The sequence below is a fragment of the Saccharothrix saharensis genome (assembly GCF_006716745.1).
Classification (GTDB): Bacteria; Actinomycetota; Actinomycetes; order Mycobacteriales; family Pseudonocardiaceae; genus Actinosynnema; species Actinosynnema saharense.
In genome coordinates this window covers 6,674,978-6,694,044 of the sequence record NZ_VFPP01000001.1, presented here as the reverse complement: position 1 = coordinate 6,694,044, position 19,067 = coordinate 6,674,978, and the positions used below count along the sequence as shown (strand labels likewise).

General features: G+C 72.4%; 19 protein-coding genes and 1 pseudogene. 10 read left to right on the top strand and 10 right to left on the bottom strand.

Annotated elements, in window-relative coordinates; genetic code table 11:
• Nucleotides 1-138 precede the first annotated feature (138 nt).
• The gene (locus tag FHX81_RS30555; RefSeq protein WP_141981747.1) at nt 139-1,167 is read left to right on the top strand and encodes an aldehyde dehydrogenase family protein; all 1,029 of its coding nucleotides are present in this window, start codon (nt 139-141) and stop codon (nt 1,165-1,167) included.
• Between the two features lie 43 nt (nt 1,168-1,210).
• Entirely contained in the window at nt 1,211-2,053 is an 843-nt protein-coding gene (locus tag FHX81_RS30550; protein WP_211363599.1) for a S1 family peptidase, read from the top strand.
• On the opposite strand, the gene FHX81_RS30545 is transcribed toward FHX81_RS30550, so the two are convergent.
• Nucleotides 2,050-3,324 carry a PI-PLC domain-containing protein gene (locus FHX81_RS30545; RefSeq protein ID WP_141981743.1) on the bottom strand — a complete coding sequence of 425 codons (1,275 nt, stop codon included), beginning with the start codon at nt 3,322-3,324 and terminating at the stop codon, nt 2,050-2,052. The genes FHX81_RS30550 and FHX81_RS30545 overlap by 4 nt on opposite strands.
• An 89-nt stretch (nt 3,325-3,413) precedes the next feature.
• Here FHX81_RS30545 and FHX81_RS30540 point away from each other — a divergent pair, with 89 nt between their 5' ends.
• Nucleotides 3,414-3,833 (top strand): CoA-binding protein, encoded by a 420-nt coding sequence (locus FHX81_RS30540; RefSeq protein ID WP_141981741.1) that lies wholly within the window; start codon nt 3,414-3,416, stop codon nt 3,831-3,833.
• On the opposite strand, the gene FHX81_RS30535 is transcribed toward FHX81_RS30540, so the two are convergent.
• A complete protein-coding gene (locus tag FHX81_RS30535) occupies nt 3,834-5,018 on the bottom strand; it encodes an MFS transporter (RefSeq protein WP_141981739.1) in 1,185 nt (394 codons plus the stop codon).
• A 71-nt stretch (nt 5,019-5,089) separates the two neighbouring features.
• Nucleotides 5,090-5,473, bottom strand: a complete 384-nt coding sequence (locus FHX81_RS30530) for a RidA family protein (protein WP_141981737.1) — start codon at nt 5,471-5,473, stop codon at nt 5,090-5,092.
• A gap of 91 nt (nt 5,474-5,564) precedes the next feature.
• Here FHX81_RS30530 and FHX81_RS30525 point away from each other — a divergent pair, with 91 nt between their 5' ends.
• The gene (locus FHX81_RS30525) at nt 5,565-6,365 is read left to right on the top strand and encodes an alpha/beta fold hydrolase (protein ID WP_141981736.1); all 801 of its coding nucleotides are present in this window, start codon (nt 5,565-5,567) and stop codon (nt 6,363-6,365) included.
• 125 nt (nt 6,366-6,490) lie between these two features.
• Nucleotides 6,491-8,491: an NACHT domain-containing protein gene (locus tag FHX81_RS30520; RefSeq protein ID WP_141981734.1), complete on the top strand. Its 2,001-nt coding sequence runs from the start codon at nt 6,491-6,493 to the stop codon at nt 8,489-8,491.
• On the opposite strand, the gene FHX81_RS30515 is transcribed toward FHX81_RS30520, so the two are convergent.
• From FHX81_RS30515 to FHX81_RS30500, 4 genes are all read right to left on the bottom strand, one after another.
• Nucleotides 8,460-8,900 carry a DUF2269 domain-containing protein gene (locus FHX81_RS30515; protein WP_141981732.1) on the bottom strand — a complete coding sequence of 147 codons (441 nt, stop codon included), beginning with the start codon at nt 8,898-8,900 and terminating at the stop codon, nt 8,460-8,462. The two genes, FHX81_RS30520 and FHX81_RS30515, sit on opposite strands and share 32 nt — an antisense overlap.
• A 60-nt stretch (nt 8,901-8,960) precedes the next feature.
• The gene (locus tag FHX81_RS30510) at nt 8,961-9,758 is read right to left on the bottom strand and encodes a pentapeptide repeat-containing protein (RefSeq protein ID WP_141981730.1); all 798 of its coding nucleotides are present in this window, start codon (nt 9,756-9,758) and stop codon (nt 8,961-8,963) included.
• Nucleotides 9,755-11,557 (bottom strand): DNA helicase RecQ, encoded by a 1,803-nt coding sequence (recQ, locus tag FHX81_RS30505; RefSeq protein ID WP_141981728.1) that lies wholly within the window; start codon nt 11,555-11,557, stop codon nt 9,755-9,757. The genes FHX81_RS30510 and recQ overlap by 4 nt, the downstream gene beginning before the upstream one ends.
• Before the next feature lie 193 nt (nt 11,558-11,750).
• Complete coding sequence (locus FHX81_RS30500; RefSeq protein ID WP_141981726.1) at nt 11,751-12,932, bottom strand: hypothetical protein; 1,182 nt, start codon at nt 12,930-12,932, stop codon at nt 11,751-11,753.
• Nucleotides 12,933-12,991: 59 nt separating this feature from the next.
• Between FHX81_RS30500 and FHX81_RS30495 the strand changes: the two genes are divergently transcribed.
• Entirely contained in the window at nt 12,992-14,473 is a 1,482-nt protein-coding gene (locus tag FHX81_RS30495) for an AAA family ATPase (RefSeq protein WP_141981724.1), read from the top strand.
• Nucleotides 14,474-14,613: 140 nt separating this feature from the next.
• On the opposite strand, the gene FHX81_RS30490 is transcribed toward FHX81_RS30495, so the two are convergent.
• The 3 genes and pseudogenes from FHX81_RS30490 to FHX81_RS43050 all read right to left on the bottom strand — a co-directional run.
• Nucleotides 14,614-14,820, bottom strand: coding sequence for a DUF397 domain-containing protein (locus tag FHX81_RS30490; protein ID WP_141981722.1), 207 nt, complete (start codon nt 14,818-14,820; stop codon nt 14,614-14,616).
• A complete protein-coding gene (locus FHX81_RS43055; protein ID WP_425473854.1) occupies nt 14,817-15,032 on the bottom strand; it encodes a Scr1 family TA system antitoxin-like transcriptional regulator in 216 nt (71 codons plus the stop codon). Before FHX81_RS43055 ends, FHX81_RS30490 begins: the two co-directional genes overlap by 4 nt.
• Before the next feature lie 34 nt (nt 15,033-15,066).
• Nucleotides 15,067-15,390, bottom strand: a pseudogene (locus FHX81_RS43050) (DUF5753 domain-containing protein); the annotation flags it as partial.
• A 609-nt stretch (nt 15,391-15,999) separates the two neighbouring features.
• Here FHX81_RS43050 and FHX81_RS30480 point away from each other — a divergent pair.
• From FHX81_RS30480 to FHX81_RS30465, 4 genes are all read left to right on the top strand, one after another.
• A complete protein-coding gene (locus tag FHX81_RS30480) occupies nt 16,000-16,284 on the top strand; it encodes an HC3 family zinc finger protein (RefSeq protein WP_141981717.1) in 285 nt (94 codons plus the stop codon).
• An 88-nt stretch (nt 16,285-16,372) separates the two neighbouring features.
• Nucleotides 16,373-16,966: a helix-turn-helix domain-containing protein gene (locus FHX81_RS30475; protein WP_211363598.1), complete on the top strand. Its 594-nt coding sequence runs from the start codon at nt 16,373-16,375 to the stop codon at nt 16,964-16,966.
• Nucleotides 16,967-17,086: 120 nt separating this feature from the next.
• Nucleotides 17,087-17,983, top strand: a complete 897-nt coding sequence (locus FHX81_RS30470; RefSeq protein WP_170232225.1) for an AraC family transcriptional regulator — start codon at nt 17,087-17,089, stop codon at nt 17,981-17,983.
• A gap of 137 nt (nt 17,984-18,120) precedes the next feature.
• Nucleotides 18,121-18,996 carry a dioxygenase family protein gene (locus FHX81_RS30465; RefSeq protein WP_141981715.1) on the top strand — a complete coding sequence of 292 codons (876 nt, stop codon included), beginning with the start codon at nt 18,121-18,123 and terminating at the stop codon, nt 18,994-18,996.
• Nucleotides 18,997-19,067: the final 71 nt, after the last annotated feature.

Here is a 19,067-nt window from a genome sequence, read left to right as displayed (position 1 = left end):
GGATTCCGATGGTGATCCGGTGGCGAGCCGGCCCACCATCGGAATAGCGCCACGGCGTCGGAGTGGACGGGCCGGGACGGGTGGCGCGATCGGGGGTTCCGGCCGATCGTCCCTTGGCACCCGGGCGACGCTGGGGGGATGGCGACCTACGCGTCCACCAATCCGGCCGAGCTGTCCGATGTCGTCACGCGCGTCGAGCCGGTGCCGGCGGAGGAGTTCGCGGGAGCGGCGCGGCGGGCGAAGCGGGCGCAGCGGGCGTGGGCCCGGTTGCCCGCCCCCGTCCGGGGGCAGGTGGTGGCGAACATCGGGCGGTTGGTGGAGGCCAACGCCGAGGCGCCCGCCCGCGTCGTCACGCGGGAGATCGGCAAGCCGCTGGTCGAGGCGCGGGGTGAGGCGCAGGAGGTGGTGGACACCTGCGCGTTCTTCTCCGGCGAGGGCCGCAGGCTGTACGGGCGGACCGTGCCGTCGGAGATGCCGGACGAGCACCTGTTCACCTTCCGCGAGCCCGTCGGCGGCACGGTGGTCGTCACGGCGGGCGACTTCCCGGTCGCGGTGCCGTCGTGGAGCATCGTGCCGTCGTTGCTGTGCGGCAACTCGGTGGTGTGGAAGCCCGCCGAGTACGCGGCCGCGTCGGCGCAGGCGTTCCACGACTGTCGTGAAGCGCGCCGGCGTGCCGCAGGACGTGTTCCGGATGTGTTCGCCGACGGCGAGGAGACGTTCCGAGGGCTCGAACTGGCCCTGGAGCAGCGGGTCTCCGGTTCCGGTACTGCGGGCCGGCGGTGCACGTCGTTGGGCACGGTCGTCGTGCACGAGGACGTGCACGACGAGTTCGTGCGGCGGTTCGCGGAAGCCGTCGCGACCGCGGTGGTCGGCGACCCGTTCCACGAGGGCGTGCTCTACGGGCCGTTGCTGGACGAGAAGTTCGCGGTGGGCTTCGAGGAGCACCTCGGCCGGATCGGCGACCACCACGTCACCCACGGGTCCACCGGGTCGGGCCGCATCACGAACGCCAACCCGCGCACCGGTTTCCGCGGCGACCCCGAACGCGGCCGCACGGCTGCGGACCCGGCCGGGCTGCCGCTGGTGCCGAACCCGATCCGGCTGTCGGCGACCCCGCCGACCTACCGGCTGCCACCGCCGAGGCTCGGCGATGACGCGAGTGGGTGAACGGGAGTGCGCCGTCCGGCGGCGGCTGATTGGATCAACGCCCATGCGCCACCTGGTAGCGGTGCTCGCCGCGCTCGTGCTGTCCGTGTCCGCCGCCCCCGCGTCCGCCGCGCCGTCGGCTCCCGCGCGGGCCGCCGTCGACTTCACCGGGACCGTGTCGTTGAGCGGCTGCTCGGGCGCGGTGGTCCGGCCGCCCGAGCACCGGCCGTCCGACCCGGCGCTGGTGATGACGAACGGGCACTGCGTGCGGTTCATGGAACCCGAGGAGGTCGTCGTGGACGTGCCGGCCGACCGGAAGTTCACGCTGCTCGCGAGCAACGGCGAGGGCTCGATCGGCACCCTGCGCGCGTCGTCGCTGGTCTACGCCACGATGCACCGCACCGACGTCGCGCTGTACCGGCTCACCGCCACCTACGGCGAGGTGGAGGCGATGGGCGGCCGGGCGCTGGAGCTGTCGCCGGAGCACCCGGGCCGGGGCATCGACATCAGCGTGGTGTCGGGGTACTGGCGGCAGGTCTACTCGTGCCGGGCGGACGGGTACGTGCACGAGCTGCGCGAGGGCCGGTGGACCTGGAAGGGCTCGATGCGCTACACCGAGGCGTGCGACACCAAGGGCGGCACGTCCGGCTCGCCCGTGGTGGACGTGGCCACCGGCAAGGTGGTGGCGGTCAACAACACCGGCAACGAGGACGGCGACCGGTGCACGGACAACAACCCGTGCGAGGTCGACGAGCAGGGGAACGTCACCGTGCACCAGGGCATCGGGTACGGCCAGCAGACCTACCTGATCGTGCCGTGCCTGACCGGGGGCGGCCGGGTGGACCTGACCGCCCCCGACTGCGGGCTGCCGCGACCGGCCCCGGGCCGGAGCCGCTCGCCGGGCTAGAACCGCTCGCCGGACAGGGCCGCGACCGCGGCCATCGCGTTGCCCAGGTGGTAGTGGTCCACGGCCAGGTAGGTCGGGGTCTTGCGGGCGGCCGGCTCGCAGAACCGGCGGGCCCGGTCGGCGAGCTTGCCGTTGTCGGTGGTCGCGGTGCCGGTGAACGGGACGTCGCGGAAGTGGTTCATCACGAACAGGGGCCGGAAGCCCGGTTCGGTGCGGGTGAGCGGCGTGGCCCAGCGGCTGTGGCAGGACCAGTCGGACGTGCCCAGGCCCGAGCCCATCGACCAGTGGTTCTCCACCGTCCACTCCGGCTGGTACATCACGCCGAAGCTGTCGCGCGGCACGGCGTCGCCCGACCGGCTGTGGTCGGTGAAGATCATGAGCCGCTTGTCGGTGGCACGCAGGGTGTTCAACGTCGGCCAGCCGGTGGTGCGCACGCCCGCCCGGTCCGGGCGGAACAGCACGTCCGCCAGGCCGGTGACGCGGCCCAGCTCGGCGCGCAGCACCTCGGCGGAGACGTAGTCCTCCAGGAAGACCGTGACGAACTCGGACGGGTTGCGGCGCAGGAAGTCCACGATCCGCTGCACGTCCACCCACAGCGCGACCGGGCGGCTGACCCACGTGCAGCTGTTGTGGCACAGGATCGCGCCGTCCGGCGTCTGGTGGACGTCGAGCTGGAACCCGCGCACGCCGTCGGCGAGCTGCCGCTCGATGCCGCGGGCCTGGTTGGGCGCGAGGTTGACGAACGGCGGGGCGAAACCGCCGTCCACGCCGTTGGCGTAGGCGTTGTGGGCGGTGAGGAAGGTGACCTGGTCCAGCCGCCGCTCCCCCTCCGGGGGGACGGGCGTGCGGCGCGGTGACACCGGGGTCAGGTACCACAGGTCGGCGCCCGTGCCGACCCGCACCCCGTCCGTGCCGGAGGCGACCAGGTAGCGGTCGGCGCCGGGAACCTTGAGCCGGTGCCGGTCGCCGTCGGGCAGCACGTCCCACACGGCGTCGGCGCTGCCGCAGTCCAGCACCACGGCCTGGTCGCCGCTGCGCCCCAGGCACCGGGTGCCCTCGCGCAGCGTGCGGCCGGACAGGGTCCACTGCTGGTGGTCCTCGTCGCCCTTCGGCCGGCGCTGGAGCACGGACGTGCCCGAGACGCCGGCGTTCAGGCCGGTGGTGACGCTCTGCACGTAGTAGACGCCGTCGGCGGGCGCGGCTTGGGCGGTGAGGGGTGGCGACAAGGCTGCGACGAGCGTCGCGATCAGGACCGATCGGGTGGCGCGCATCAAGAAGTCCTCTCGAAGGCTCCGCGGCGGCGGCAGTCCACAGGGTAAACGCGAAAGCCCTTCACGTCAGCCCGTCCTAGGCTGGTCCCATGAGCGAACCTTGGGGCGACCCCGACAAGATCCGCCGCGTCCTGGCCGACGGCGACACCTGGGCCGTGGTGGGGCTGGCCGACAACCCGCAGCGCGCCGCCTACGGCGTGGCGAAGTTCCTCCAGCAGCACGGCAAGCGGATCGTGCCCGTGCACCCGGACGCGGCGACCGTGCACGGCGAGCAGGGCTACGCGTCCCTGGCCGACATCCCGTTCCCGGTCGACGTGGTCGACGTGTTCCGCCGGTCCGAGGCGGCCGGGCAGTTCGCCGACGAGGCGGTGGCGATCGGCGCGAAGGCGGTGTGGTTCCAGCTCGACGTGCTCGACGAGGCGGCCTACGAGCGGGCCACCGCGGCCGGGCTGGACGTGGTCATGGACCGCTGCCCGGCCATCGAGTGGGCCGCCCACGGGCCGCGCTGATCACCGCCGGACCGCCGGGAAGCCGTGCGCGCGGGCGGCCACGACGACGGCCGATGCGGGCACGAGGAGCACCAGCGCGCTCCACGGCAGCGAGCCCGCGCCGAGCCCGCCGAGCAGCAGGCCGCCCGCGACGCCGCCACCCGCCATGGCCGCGTTCCACAACGTGACCAGCAGTGCCTGCGCGGAGTCCGCGGCCTCGCCGCCCGCGTCACCGGCCGCCGTCGTCAGCAGCGTCGGCACGCCGCCGAACGCCAGGCCCCACAACGCCACCGCGACGTGAACCCAGGGCGTGAGGGCCAGCGCGGCGACCGCGACCGCGAACAGCACGGCGGCGGCGATCATCAGCACGCGCAGGCGCCGGTCGATGTGCGCGCCCACGACCCAGATGCCCACCACGGACGCCACGCCGAACACCAGCAGCACCGCGTCGACCCGGTCGGCCAGGCCGAGCCGGGCCAGGTAGGCGGCGATGTAGGTGTAGAGGATCGTGTGCGCGAGCACGAACACCAGCGTCACGACCAGTACCGGCACGACGCCGGGCAGGGCCAGCGCGCGGACGACCGGGACGCGGGCGCCGCGCGGCTGACCGGGTCGGTCCGGCACCGCCACCACCACCCACGCGAGCAGGACCACGGCCAGCGCGGTCATGGCCCAGAACGCGGCGCGCCAGCCGAGCAAGCCGCCGAGGAACGTGCCCGCGGGCACGCCGAGCGACAACGCGACCGGGATGCCTGCCATGACCAGCGCGGTGGCCTTGCCGCGCAGGTGGTCGGGCGCGACCCGGCGGGCGTACCCGGCCAGCAGCGCCCACACCACCCCCGCGGCCACCCCCGCGACGAACCGGGCCGCGAGGGTCAGCGGGAAGAGCGCGGACGCGGCGGTGACGGTGTTGGCGAGGGCGAAGCCCGCGACCCCGGCCAGCAGCAAACGCTTGCGCGACCAGGTGGACGTGACGGCCGACAGCGGGATCGCCGCCGTGACCGTGCCCAGTGCGTAGACGGTGACCAATTGACCGGTCGCCGACTCGCTCACGCCCAGGCCCGCGCTCATGCCGCGCAGCACGCCGGCGGGCAGGGCTTCGGTCAGGACGGTGGTGAACGCGGCCGTGGCCAGGACGAGCAGCGGCCGCAGGGGCAGCCGCCCGGTGGGCGACGGGGCGTCGGTTCGAGGAGCTGTGGTGCGCATACCGCATGGTCGAACCTGACACCGGTGTCACTTTCAACGCGCGGTCGGCGTGAGCCGGCGCACACCTCGCGCTAGGCCCCCCGGCGGTGGGCCGTGACCTCGATCTCGATGCGCATCCTCGGGTCGGACAGGCCGCACTCCAGCATGGTCGCCGCCGGGCGCACCTCGCCGAACGCCGCGCGCAGCACCGGCCAGCACGGCTCGAAGTCCTTCCTGTCCGGCAGGTAGTACCGCACCCGCACCACGTCGGCGAACCCGCTGCCCGCCTCGGCCAGCGCCGCGCCGATGTTGGCCAGGCACTGCTCGGCCTGCGCCACCACGTCGTCGGAGATGGTCATCGTGGCGTAGTCGAAACCCGTGGTGCCGGCGACGTGCACCCACTCGCCGTCGACCACGGCGCGCGCGTAGCCGACCTGCTCTTCGAACGTGGAACCGGACAGGATCACTCGCCTCATGGGATCACCCTAGGCCTCCACGACGCCTTTCCCCCCACGGTTTCCGCGCGGCGATAGCGGCTGTGCGGAGCCGGTCAGTACCCTGCCGCCCATGCCGGTCGTCGCGCTCAACGGGATCAACCTCAGCTACCACGTGGAGGGCGAGGGCGACCTCGTCGTGATGGTGATGGGCACCGGCAGTCCGGGCCGGGTGTGGCACGCCCACCAGGCGCCCGCGCTGCGCCGGGCCGGGTTCCGGGTGGCGACCGTCGACAACCGGGGCATCCCGCCGACCGACGAGTGCGCGTCCGGGATGGTCATCGGAGACCTCGTCGGCGACGTCGCGGCGTTGATCGAGTCGCTCGGCGGGCGGGCGCACGTCGTCGGCACGTCCATGGGCGCGCGGGTGACGCAGGAGCTCGCGCTGGCCCGGCCCGACCTCGTGGCCAAGGCCGTGATGCTGGCGACCGCGGGCCGCAACGACCCCGTGCAGACCGCGTTGTCGCGGGGCGAGCGCGCGCTGCACGACCAGGGGATCACGTTGCCGTCGCGGTACTTCGCGGCGGTGAACGCGGTGCTGAACCTGTCGCCCGCGACGCTGCGCGACCCGGTCGGCGTGCGGGACTGGCTGGACGTCTTCGAGTTCACCGGGTCCGCGGTGGGCAAGGGCGTGCGGGCCCAGATGGAGATGAACGAGTTCGAGAACCGGCTCGACGCCTACCGGGCCATCACGGTGCCCTGCCTGGTGATCGGGTTCGCCGACGACCGCGTGCTGCCGCCGCACCTGGCGCGCGAGGTGGCCGACGCCATCCCGGGCGCGCGGTACGAGGAAGTGGCCGACGCGGGCCACTTCGGGTTCCTCGAGCAGCCGGCCGCGGTCAACCGGCTCCTGGTGGACTTCCTCGCGAACTGAACCGGTCCGGCCCGGCCGCCGTTGTGCACGGTGGGCACCGACGGTGACGGGCCGACCACGTTAACTCGCCTACCCCCGCGCCGCGAACGCCGTTACCGTCGATCGCGGACCTGGTGGGAGGGCAGATGGACGCGCGACGGTTCGGCCGCACCACCCGTCTGGTCGCCCTGGCCGCGGTCGGCGGGGTGACGCTGCTGGTGCTCGTCCCGGTCGCGATCAACGCCGCCACCGGCGGGTCGGCGCTGCCGGTGCTCGGCCCGCACGCGCGGTGGCTGTGGCCGGCGCTGGTCGGGCTGTCCGCGCTCACCGCGTGCCTCGCGGCGTGGGACCGGCTGGGCGCGCTGCTGCTGCGAAGACGTCCCGCGCACCCGGCCAACCGGCGGGCCGCGCTGGACCGGGTCGAGCGGTACGTGCGGGCGCGGGTGGACGGTTCGCTGGCCGAGCAGCTGCGCCTCAAGCTCGGCGTCGTGCCCCGGGTCGGTCCGCGCCTGTCGACGCGCCTGCGCCACCCGGTGGTCGTGGCGGGCGAGCCGGGCGCGGGCAAGACGACGTTGCTGCTGGAACTGGCCGAGGCGCTGCTGGCGCGGGCCGCGCTCGACCCGGTCCGGCCGATACCGGTCGTGGTGGACCTCGGCGGGTGGCGGCGGGACGACGACTTCGGCGTGTGGCTGCTGGACGTGCTGGCCGAGCGGTACCGGATCGCGCCGCGGGTCGGCCGGGCGTGGCTGCGGGAGCGCAACCTCGTGCTGCTGTTCGACGGGCTGGACGAGCTGGCCCCCGCCGACCGGGTCGAGTGCCTGGCCTGGATCACCGCGCTGAACGTGCCGCAGGTCGTGCTGTGCACCGGGAGCGACGAGCACGAGCACCTGCCCCGGTACGACGTCGTGCGGGTGGAACCGTTGTCGCGCACGGTGGTGCAGGAGCTGATCGCCGCGTGCGGCCCGCGGTTGGACGGCCTGCACGACGAGCTGGAGAAGAACCCGGAGCTGTGGGACGAGCTGCGCACGCCGCTCGCGTTCGGCCTGCTGGCCCTGGCGTACCGGGCGGGGCGGGCGGAGTACCGGGGCGTGCTCGGCACCTACCTGGTGGAGTCGGCGGCACGGGGAGCGGTCCGCCCGGAGCGGACGGTGCGCGCCCTGCGGTTCCTGGCCCGCATCGCGCAGCGCAAGCACGACCTCGTGGCCCGCTCGCGGCTGCCCGCGCGGCACGTGTGGCTGGACTTCGTCGGCCCGGAGGCGGTGTGGCGGTTGTTCCGGCGGGCCGCGCCGAGCGCGTTGGCGGGCGCGGCGACCGCGGTGTCCTTCGTGGTGGGCGTGCGGCTGGGGCTGGTGGCGGCCGGGGTCGTCGCGGTGGCGGCGGTCCTGGTGCCGCGCAGCGCTTTCCGCGTGACGCGCGGGAACCCCCGGCGCGGGAACGTCTGGGCGGCAACGGGTTTCGCGGCCGGTGCCGTGGTGGCCGGTGGTGTGGCGGCGCTCGGCGGGCTGCTGGGCGCGCAGGTCGCGCGGTGGCCCGCGGCGGTCGGCTACGGGCTGGTCGTCGTCGTGACGGTGCTCGTCGGGTACGGCGTCACCCGGGACCGGTACTGGGCGGTGGTGTGCGCGCTCGTGCCCGCCGGGGTGATGGTGGTGACGGGACCGTCGCCGGACCTGCTGACCGGGCTGGGCATCGGGCTCGGCTCCGGCGCGGTGACGGGGGCGTTCATCGGCGGTCTGCGGGAGGTGTGGTTCGGCGTGCGGGTCCGGCCGGTCGCCGGGCTGCGCTGGCTGCCGGCGGCGGGCGCGGTCGGGGTGGGACTGGCGGCGTTGGCCGGTGCGGGCGTGCGGCCGTCGGCGTGGGGCGCGGTGACCGGGCTGCTGGTCGGCCTGGCCGGCACGCCGATCGCGAACCGGCCGGCGCACCTCGTCGCCGAACTGCTCGCCCGGCCGCTGGCGCTGGACGAGTTCCCGTTGCGCCGCAAGGCGATCCTCCAGTCCGCGCGGGACCGCGTGCTGCTGGTCGACGAGCACCGGTTCCCGCACGACCTGGTCCGCGACCACCTCGCGGAGTGCGACCCGGAGGACCTGGCGGCCGACGTGGAGCGCCGGCGCGGCGAGCTCAGCCCCACCGGGTCCGGCCCCACGGCTTGAACACCGACAGCACGGTGTTGACGGTGTAGAGCGTCAGGGACACGCAGGCCGCCGCCAGCACGTCACCACCGGCCGTGCCCACCGCGCCGTCCGCCGCCTCGTGCAGGCCCGAGCGCAGCGAGAACGTCGTGGCGACCACGGCGACGACGGTCAGCGCGAACTTCACCAGCACCCACTTGTGCTTCACCAGGCCCCACTTCGTGCCCAGCGACAGCACCACGCCGGTGATCAGCGCGCCCAGCGCCAGCGGCAGCACCACGAGGTCGCCCAGCAGCTCCATCGCCTGGTAGAGCTGCGGCTCGTCGAACGCCGCCAGGGCCAGCACGAGCATCCCGATCGTGACGCCGAGCCAGCCCACGGACGTGATGACGTGCAGCAGCAGCCACGTCTTGCGCGCTCTCGGTTTCATGGCGCACAGCGTGGCGCCCGCCGTGCCGTCACCGCGTCGGCCCGGTGGCGGCTCGCGCGCCTACGCCTGCCGACGTACCCAGTGCGCCGGGCGGGTCACCGACCTCGGCAGCTTCGTGGCCTCGTCGCCCCTGGCCGCGTCCACCTGGGCCTGGGTGAGGAAGAAGCCGCCGGTCAGGTTCGCCCCCGACAGGTCGGCGCCGCGCAGGTCCGCGCCGATGAAGTCGACCAGCCGCAGGTCCGCGTTCACCAGCTTCGCGCCGATGAGGTAGGCGCCGCGCAGGTTGGACGCCCGCAGGTTCGCGCCCTTGAGGTCCTTGCCGATCAGGTCCGCACCCCGGCGGTTCTTGCCCTTGCCCCTGGTCAGCTCGCTGGCGCGCAGCAGCAGCGCGTTCGCGCGCTCCCAGTGCGGGCCGACGTCCAGCGCCAGCAGGTCCTCGGGCGTGCCGGTGGTGAGGTCTCCGATCGTCGCCCTCAGCTCGCGGACGGCGGGGTGCAGGGCGCGGGCCGGTTCCAGCTCCAGCGCCTCGGTCAGGTACCAGAGCAGCTCGTGCAACTGCCGCATGACCGGGAAGACGTCGAACATCGCCCGCGCGGACGACGGGTCGGCACGCCAGCTCGTGCCGCCGAACGTCACCTGCGCCACCTGCTGGCCGGCGCCGAAGCAGTCGTACACCGTGCAGCCGGTGAACCCCGTGTCCCGCAGCTTCGTGTGGATGCCGCAGCGGAAGTCGTCGCGCAGGTTCGGGCACGGCGTGCGGGCCGGTTTGTCGATGGCGAAGTCGACCGACTCGGCGAAGGCGGGCACCACGCAGCACAGGGCGAAGCAGCGCGTGCAGTCGGCGCGGAGGTCGTTCATGCGCTCAGGGTGTCCAGGATCTGCTGACCGTACTTGGCGAGCTTGTTCTCGCCGACGCCGCTGATCGCGCTCAGCTCGTCCAACGTCGACGGTGTGGTGGCGGCGATCTGCCGCAGCGTGGCGTCGTTGAAGATGATGTAGGGCGGGACGCCCTGCTCGCGCGCCTGCGCCGTGCGCCACGTGCGCAGCTTCTCGAACACGGGCGCGGCCTCGGCGGGCAGGTCCACCGGCGCGCTCTTGGCCGCCTTGGCGGTCTTGACCCTGGCCGCGCGTTCCGCCTCGCGCCGCATCAGCACCTCGCGGCCCTGGTAGAGGACCTCGTCGCTGGCGGGCGTGAGCACGAGCGTGGAGTACTCGCCCTCCACCGCGAGCAGGCCCTGGGCCAGCAACTGGCGGACCACGCCGCGCCAGCCGCTCTCGTTCAGCTCCGTGCCGATGCCGAAGACCTTGAGCTGGTCGTGGTCGTGCTGGATGACCTTCGCGGTCTTGCGGCCGAGCAGGATGTCGATCGTCTGGCCGGCGCCGAACTTCTGCCGCCGTTCGTTGCGCAGCCGCACCACGGTGGACAGCACCTTCTGCGCGGCCACCGTGCCGTCCCACGTCTCCGGCGGGGTGAGGCAGGTGTCGCAGTTGCCGCACGGCGTGCTCGACTGGCCGAAGTAGTCCAGCAGCCGCACGCGGCGGCACTCGACCGTCTCGCACAGCGCCAGCATCGCGTCCAGGTGGGCCATGAGCTTGCGGCGGTGCTGCTGGTCGCCCTCGGAGTCGTCGATCATCTTGCGCTGCTGCACGACGTCCTGCAGGCCGTAGGCGAGCCACGCGGTGGACGGCAACCCGTCGCGGCCCGCGCGGCCCGTCTCCTGGTAGTAGCCCTCCACGGACTTCGGCAGGTCCAGGTGGGCGACGAACCGCACGTCCGGCTTGTCGATGCCCATGCCGAACGCGATGGTGGCGACCATCACCAGGCCGTCCTCGCGCAGGAAGCGCGACTGGTTGCGCGCACGGGTGCCCGCGTCCAGGCCCGCGTGGTAGGGCAGCGCCGGGATGCCGTTCTGGGTCAGGAACTCGGCGGTCTTCTCCACCGAGTTGCGGGACAGGCAGTAGACGATGCCCGCGTCGCCCGCGTGCTCGGTGCGCAGCAGCTCCAGCAACTGCTTCTTCGGCTCGTTCTTGGGCACGATCCGGTACTGGATGTTCGGGCGGTCGAAACTGGACACGAAGTGCTTCGCGGCGCCGAGGTTGAGGCGTTCGGCGATCTCGGCGTGCGTGGCCGGCGTGGCGGTCGCGGTGAGCGCGATGCGCGGCACCTCGGGCCACCGCTCGTGCAGGTGCGACAACGCCAAGTACTCGGGCCGGAAGTCGTGGCCCCACTGGGACACGCAGTGCGCCTCGTCGATGGCGAACAGGGCGATCGTGCCGCGTTCGAGCAGCCGGGTGGTCTGCTCGGTGCGCAGGCGTTCGGGGGCGAGGTAGAGCAGGTCCAGCTCACCGGCCAGGAACTCCGCCTCGACCAGGGCGCGCTCGTCGGGGAACTGGGTCGAGTTGAGGAACCCGGCCCGCACCCCGAGGTCGCGCAGCGCGTCCACCTGGTCCTGCATCAACGCGATCAGCGGCGACACGACCACACCGGTGCCCTCGCGCACCAGGGAGGGGATCTGGTAGCACAGCGACTTCCCACCCCCGGTGGGCATGAGCACCAGCGCGTCCCCGCCCGAGACGACGTGGTCGACGATGTCCTGCTGGTCCCCGCGGAAGGACTCGTACCCGAAGATCCTTCGCAGCACCTCTTGCGAAGCCATCGCGCGATCCTAACGGACCCCTCCGACGCTCCCCCCGCTCCGACGCTTGAACTGCGGCGACGGACCCCGGGTGGTGTGCCGGGCGACACCCGCCGGGCACACCACCACAGTTCACCTCCATGTCGCTGTCCACCGCCGCCTGAGGCGGCGTTGCCGCCTCTTCGACGCCTGACGGCGACGGACAGCGCCGGGGTCAGGCCCCGCCCGTCCCCCGGAACACGTTCTCCCGGTGCCAGCGGAAGTACTTCGCGGACCGGTCGGTGAACGCACCGCTCCGCCGGCCCTCCAGCAGTCGCAGGTGCAGGTCGAGCGGTCCTCCGGTGGAGGTGGTCAGCACCACGCCCCGCTCGTCCACGGCGACGTAGCCCAGCTCGAACAACCGGTCGCAGCCGAACGAGCAGGCGAGCATCGCGATGTTCTCCAGGTCCTGGCGCTCCGGGGATGACGCCACCTTCCTCGCCTTGATGTGGGCGGCGATCAGGAATTCCACCGGGAACGGTCGTCCGCACAGCGCGCACTCGGCCTGTCCTGCTCCCCTGACCAGCAGTTTCCGCAACGCGCCCTGTTCTTTGCGGTACTTGGCGAACGCCCTGCCGTCGAACCCGGCGAACTGCCGGTTCGTGCGCTTCGGCGGTGAGACCACGGCTTGTCCACCGTCGACCTCGGCACCGACCGCCACTGCGACCAGCGCGTCCACCAGGCCGCTGACCGGCGCCTTCCCGTTCTCGGCGAATCGGTCGAGCCCCGCCTGCACCTCGTCGAGCGGAATCTCCTCGAACCCCCGGGAGGTTTCCACCACCACGGCGCCTCCGGGCACCGCGACGATCCGACCTCCACCCGGCAGCTCCTCACCGATGCGCACGCGCAGTTCGTCCTCGGCCCTGGCGGCGAACTCGGCCCGGCCCGTCGGCCACACGACGTCCTGCCGGACGCCTTCCAACTCGCGTTGCAGGCGCGCACCGTCCGGTGGCCCGTACCCCGGCACTTCCAGCCGGAGCCGGATGCGCTTGCTGTTGTTGCCCGCCTTCGGCGCGCCCTCTCGCTGGCCGATGCGCCCCTGGGCGCTGGTGAGTCGCATCCGCAACCGGCCGAAGTCGAGGCTCGAGGTCAACCGCAGCGGCTCGTGCACCAGCAGCCGGTCTGCTTCGGCGAGCCTCTGTGTGGCGCGGGAGTCGACCAGCGCCGTGCGGACCACGGCGCGCCGGTCACCGAGCCGGCGCAGCAAGAGCTCAAGCGCATCGTTGTAATCCGCGTTACGCACGCCCCCACCGCGCTTCTTCCCGCCTGCGCTCTCCAGCACGAGCGACAACCCGCCCCCCTCGGCTTCGATCGAGAAGTCGGCGTTCAACGGGCGTCCCCAGTCGTCCACGAGCATCCGTACACGTTGTCAGAAAGCAACGGGTCAGGTGCACCGGATCCGGGCATGATGGGTGCATGGGGGACGCACCCGACAGCGAGGACGCCAAGGCGTTGGCGGCCGGTTTGCGGCGGTTGGTGCAGGCGGCGGCGGAGGTCGTCGAGCAGGACGGTGAGGCGGCGCCGTCGGTGCGGCGGGTCCGGGAACACCTCGGGTGTGAGTTGGCGCAGGTGCTGTCGGTGTCCACGCGGTTCGAGGTGTGGGAGCACGTCAACCTGCACCTGGGGGTGGAGGCGTACCTGAGGGCGCACACGCCGGAGGCCGAGTGGTTCGGGGTCGGTGGGCAGCACCGCGGCCACGAGGACATCATGGGCATGCTCCTGGCGGCACGGCACTCCGGCGGGTACGCGCTCGGAGCGGCGGACTACGCGACCGCGGCGGTCGGGCCGGAGGACAGCGTCGAGGTCGTCCAGGTCGGCCTGGTGCCGACGACCGCGCCCGACGGGACGCCGGTGCTCGTCGGCATCCGCGGACCCAACGACTTCGGGCCGCCGGCGTGCCGGTTGGAGGTGCTCGCGGCCGACCGCGCGGCGGCGCGGGCGGTCGGTGGTGAGGTCGAGCGGTTGATGCGGGAGCACGACGCGTTCCGGCGGCAGGTGCTGGCGTTCGGGGTGAGCGAGCACCGGGGCAACGAGCTGGTGACGTTCCTGCCGCGGCCCGCGCTGGACGCCGACGACGTGGTGCTGCCCGACGGCGTGCTCGACTCGATCGAGCAGCACGTCGTCGGCATCGCCGAGCACTCCGAGCGGCTGCTCGCGGCGGGGCAGCACCTCAAGCGCGGCCTGCTGCTGCACGGCCCGCCCGGCACCGGCAAGACGCACACCGTCCGCTACCTCATGAGCAGGCTGCGCGACTGCACGGTGATCCTGCTGACCGGCCCGGCGATGCGGCTGATCGGGCAGGCGGCGGCGCTGGCGCGGCGGTTGCAGCCGTCGATGGTCGTGGTGGAGGACGTGGACCTGATCGCCCTGGACCGGGGTTTCGCGGCCGGCCCCACCAACCCGCTGCTGTTCACCCTGCTCGACGCGATGGACGGGGTCGGCGCGGACGCGGACGTCACGTTCGTCCTCACCACGAACCGCGCCGACGAGCTGGAACGCGCGCTCGCCGACCGACCGGGCCGGATCGACCTGGCCGTGGAGGTGCCCCGCCCGGACGCGGACGGCCGCCGCCGGCTGATCGAGCTGTACGGGCGGGACGTCGACCTGCGCGCCGACCTCGGGCCGGTGGTCGAGGCGACCGAGGGCGTCACGGCGTCGTTCATCAAGGAGCTGCTGCGCCGCGCCGTGCTGGACGCGGTGCGGGCGGACGGCGGGGGCGGCGTGCCGGTGGTGGGCGACGAGCTCGTCGACGTGGCGCGGGCGATGGCCGACGAACGCGCGTCGCTCACCGGCATCCTGCTCGGTGGCTCGGACGGTCCGCCCAGGGGTCCCGGCGGACCGGATCTACCGCAACCCGGACTGGCGCCGCACATCACGCGCCACCGGTATTCGTGGTGAGGGCGCCCAAGAGCTGCTGAAGGTCGGACGCCGCCGACCGGGAGCAACGCCTGCTGCGCACGCTGAGCCAGTTGGAGCAGGTTATGCCCCTCGGTGAAACGCTTACGCCGGCGACGTCGAAGACTGACAACGCATACGAGCTACTGCTCGCGGCCTTCGCTCTTCACCCTCGCGATGAACGTCCTGAAAGAGTCGACAGGGACCGCGATCCCGACACCAGGACGCTTGGAGTCGCGGAGTCCCACCAGACTGTCGACGTAGGCCACCTCGACGCAGTTCGACCCGCCGCCGCCGTTGCTGCCACCACTTCGACTGCTCTTGCGCCACGAAGCCGCGTTTTCGATCACCGAGGATCACGCTCCAACTCTTCGATCACCTTGCCAATCAGCGCGATCGAGTCGGCCGCGTTGACGGCGATTCCGAGCAGGTGCCCGAACATCAGCGTACAGCGCCGCACGTCCTCGGAGTCTTCGAGATACAGGCTTCCGCCAGGACCGTCGGTGTAGCCGACATCCGCCGTGTCGTCGGAGAACCCGAAGATCGTGAACCAACCGGACAAGCCGGGGTGCGCCCCCCGCGTCGGCTGCCACCACCTGGAGTGTCACGTTGCTCCACGACGCCAGTTCCACCAGGCGACGAAGCTGTTCGAGACGCACGTCGACCGAACCGATCCGCGCCCGGAGAACGCGCTCGTCCAGCAGCACCCACAGCTCTTGCGGATCTTCACGTGAGAGAACCGCCTGCCGGGCCATCCGCGTGGCGACACGCCGTTCCAGCTCGTCGTGGTCAATGCTCGGTTCAATACCGGAGATCACCGCGCGGGCGTAGCCCTCCGACTGGCAGAGGCCGGGCACGAGTAGCGGCTCCCAGACGCGCTGTACAACCGCCCGGTCCTCGTACTCGCCGAAGTCCGCCATGTTGTCCGGCAGACCTCGTCGGCCTTTCTGCCAATAGCCCTTGTCGCGGGCGGCTCGCGCCCACAGCTTGAGCCTCGCGAGTTCCTCGGGGTCGTCGTGCCCGTAGATGGTCAGGAGGTCTTCAACCACATCAGGTTGCACCCGTGCTTGATCGTTCTCCATCCGGCTGAGCTTCGTGACAGACCACCTGCCGCTGCCCGGGATCGCCTGAAGCGCGCGGACGACGTCCTCTTGGCGGCGATCACCGCGCAACTCCTTGAGCCTGACCGCCAGCCGCTTGCGCACGTTGGGCGGGATGTTCTCCGTCGCCACGCTTTCCCTTCCTCGCCGAACTACATCCCACAGCACCTTACGGCCGCACTTGACGGCAGCAGGTCACTCGATCGAGCGGAGAACCTGCAATCTCCCGGTTCGACACTTGCGGAGTCCGCAACTTGCGATCCACTCTGGTGCTGCGCACGTGATCAGTTGGAAACCAAGCGTAACGAGGAGGCTTCCGGTGACGATCGCCACGGCTACCCATGCCGTCGCTATCACGCCTCATCCCGGCCCAGGCCGATCAGCGATGGCGGTGCGCCTCTGCTCGACTCCCCACCCAGGTCGCCCCTGATGGGAATCCGACCGTTCCGCTGGCTGCCCTACCAGGGACGTCGTCACGCGATCCCGGACTCCATGGCGGCCAGGGACGAAGGCCGGACTTTGTGCGGGGTGGCCGTGACGGTGCCACACGAACCGCCACCACGCTGCCCTGACGGCTGCTGGCCCACTTGCCGCGATTGCGACCGGAGATGGCGGGAGCAGGAAGGCATCCCCGTGTTCCCCTGGCCTCGCGAGGCGGCGGACAACGCGTCAACCGCCACAGCGCAACGGGGCTCTCACCGAGGTCGGTCGTGATGGTGGCACTGAACCACGGTCCCAAGCCGTGTGCTGATCGAGTCCAGCTCGCGCACCCGGACACCTGTCAACGACTCGGAGAGTGAAGATGATCAGGCACGATGGCCAGCTGCCTCCCTCGGCACCCAAGCCGTCACTGCGCGGTCGCGTGCTCGGGATCGAGCTGCGTCGCGTCCGTGAAGCCGCCGGCCTGACGGTGGCGGAACTCGCGGCTCGCAGCGGCCGATCCCCCGACGCCGTGCAGCGACTGGAGAAAGGGCTCACGGACGACCCGACGCCCGACCCGACCGTGCAGTGCGCGTGGGGCTCCCCGGCCACGAGCATGGTCAACATCTTGTGCCGCGTCTCGGAGCGGATCGACATCTTCGCGCCGCTCGGCATCCACCCCGCCCTCGAAGATCTTGGCGTCCACCGCTGCACCGCCTACGTCCTCGAGAGCACTACCGTCGACCGCCACGACGTGGTCGTGCGTGTGCTCCGGCACGAAGCCGGCGTGTTCCCCGGTATCGAGTACCACCCGCTGACCCGCTTCTGCCTGCCCGACAGCACGGCGGTCGTCTTCTACCCCTACCTCCACGCGGCGCACTTCACCGAAGAGCCGGAGCACCTCCTGGCGGCGTACACGCTGTTCGAACGGCTCGCCGAGTTCACCGGCACGGACAATCCGGCCCAATCCGGCTGACAGCGGCGGACTCACCGCATCGCCGACCTGAGGAGAACGGCATTTCCCCCGCGCGTCCCGTCGTGCCATGGTGACCGGAGGCGAAATTGGTCTGGACCTTCGACGGAGAGGAGTCCGACGATGCGCGGCACGACCGTGTTACCCGGAACGCCCTGCCGGGCACCGCGCGACGGTGAGCTGCCCCTGCACCGGCTGGAGGTGCCGGTGCCCGAGGCGCTGCCGTTCGCGGTCGGCACGTTCGACTCGATCGGGCCCCTGTCCCGCGCGTCGTTCCCGCACCGGCACACGTTCCACGAGATCGTGCACGTCACCGGCGGCACCGGCACGCACGTGGTCGACCTGGCCCGCTGGGAGCTGCGCCCGCCGCACCTGTGCGTGATCGCGCCCGGCCAGGTGCACCACTGGGACGACGCGCGCGACCTGCACGGCTCGGTGCTGCTGTTCACCGACGACTTCCTGCTCGACCACCCCGGCGACCGCGAGCTGCTGCGCCGGCTGAGCGAGCGGCCCTGGCTCACGCTGGACGAGCGGACCCACGCCCGGATCGGCCGGTCGATCGCCGAGCTGCACGACGAGTACCGGCGGGGCGAGCCGGGCGTGGAGACCGTGCTGCGCGCGCTGCTGCACGTGCTCGTCGTGCGCGCCGCCCGGCTGCCCGGGACACCGGCCGCGCCGCCGCCCGCCCGGCCCGGAGCGGTCGCGGAGGAGTTCGTCCGGTTGTCCGGCCGCACCGACCACCGGCTGTGGTCGGTGCGCGCGTACGCGGAGCGGATCGGCGTCACGCCCGGCTACCTGACCGAGGCGGTGAAGGCGGCGACCGGCCGGACGCCGTCGCAGCTCGTCCGCCAGGCGCGCACGCAGGAGGCGCAGCGGCTGCTGGTGAAGACCGACCTGAGCGTGCGGCAGGTGGCGAACCGGGTGGGGTTCGACGACCCCGCCTACTTCTGCCGCTTCTTCCGCCGCGAGGCGGGCGTGAGCCCCGGCGCCTTCCGGCGCGCGGCCGGCCGTTCACAGTGAGCGCGACCGGCAACGCCGACCGCGAGGATCACCACGAACAGCCGTGTCAGTCCATCGTCCGCGGCCGGGAGCCGTCCGTACGTTCGTGGTGATCCCGAACCGACAGCCCCACGAGGAGCTGGCTCAAAGGAGCAGGCATGGACGCATCCACGGACGGCGACCGCGGCACGCCCGAGAACGCACCCGGCGACGAGGCGGACCCCCGCCACCTCAGCCGCAAGACGGTGCTGCGCGCCGCGGTGGCCGCGGGTGTCGCGCTGCCGGTGGCGATGATGGGCGTGCCCGCGCTGGCCCGCACGATCGGCGCGGACGGCGGACCGCTGGAGCTGACGCCGGCGTGCGACGACGGCGACGACCCGACCCCGCCGCAGACCGAGGGCCCGTACTTCAAGCCGAACTCGCCCCGCCGCACGTCGCTGGTCGACGCGGGCACCCAGGGCACCCGGCTCACCGTCACCGGCTACGTGTTCGGCCTGGCGTGCCTGCCGCTGGGCAACGTGCTGGTGGACTTCTGGCAGGCCGACGTCAACGGCGTCTACGACAACACCGGCTACCGGTTCCGCGGCCACCAGTTCACCAACCCGGACGGCACGTTCTCGCTGACCACGATCGTGCCCGGCCTGTACCCCGGCCGCACCCGGCACATCCACGTGAAGCTCCAGGCGCCCGGGCGGCCCGTGCTCACCACCCAGCTGTACTTCCCGGGCGAGCCGCGCAACAACACCGACACCATCTTCGACCCGCGGCTGCTGATGGAGGTGCGCACGGTCGGCAACGCCCGCGAGGCGAAGTTCGACTTCGTGCTGAACGTGCCGCAGAGCAGCACCACGCGGCCGACCTCCACCACGACCACCCCGTCCTCGCCGGGCGGCGGCACGTGGGCGGCGGGCACGAACTACGCGATCGGCGCGACCGTCACCTACAACGGCGTCGGGTACGTGTGCTTGCAGGGGCACCTCGCCCAGCCGGGCTGGGAACCGCCGAACGTGCCCGCGCTGTGGCGCGCGGAGTGACCACCGCCTGACCGGCCCCCCGGTGTTGCACGGCACCGGGGGGTTCCGCCCGCCCGCAGAGGTCGGTACAG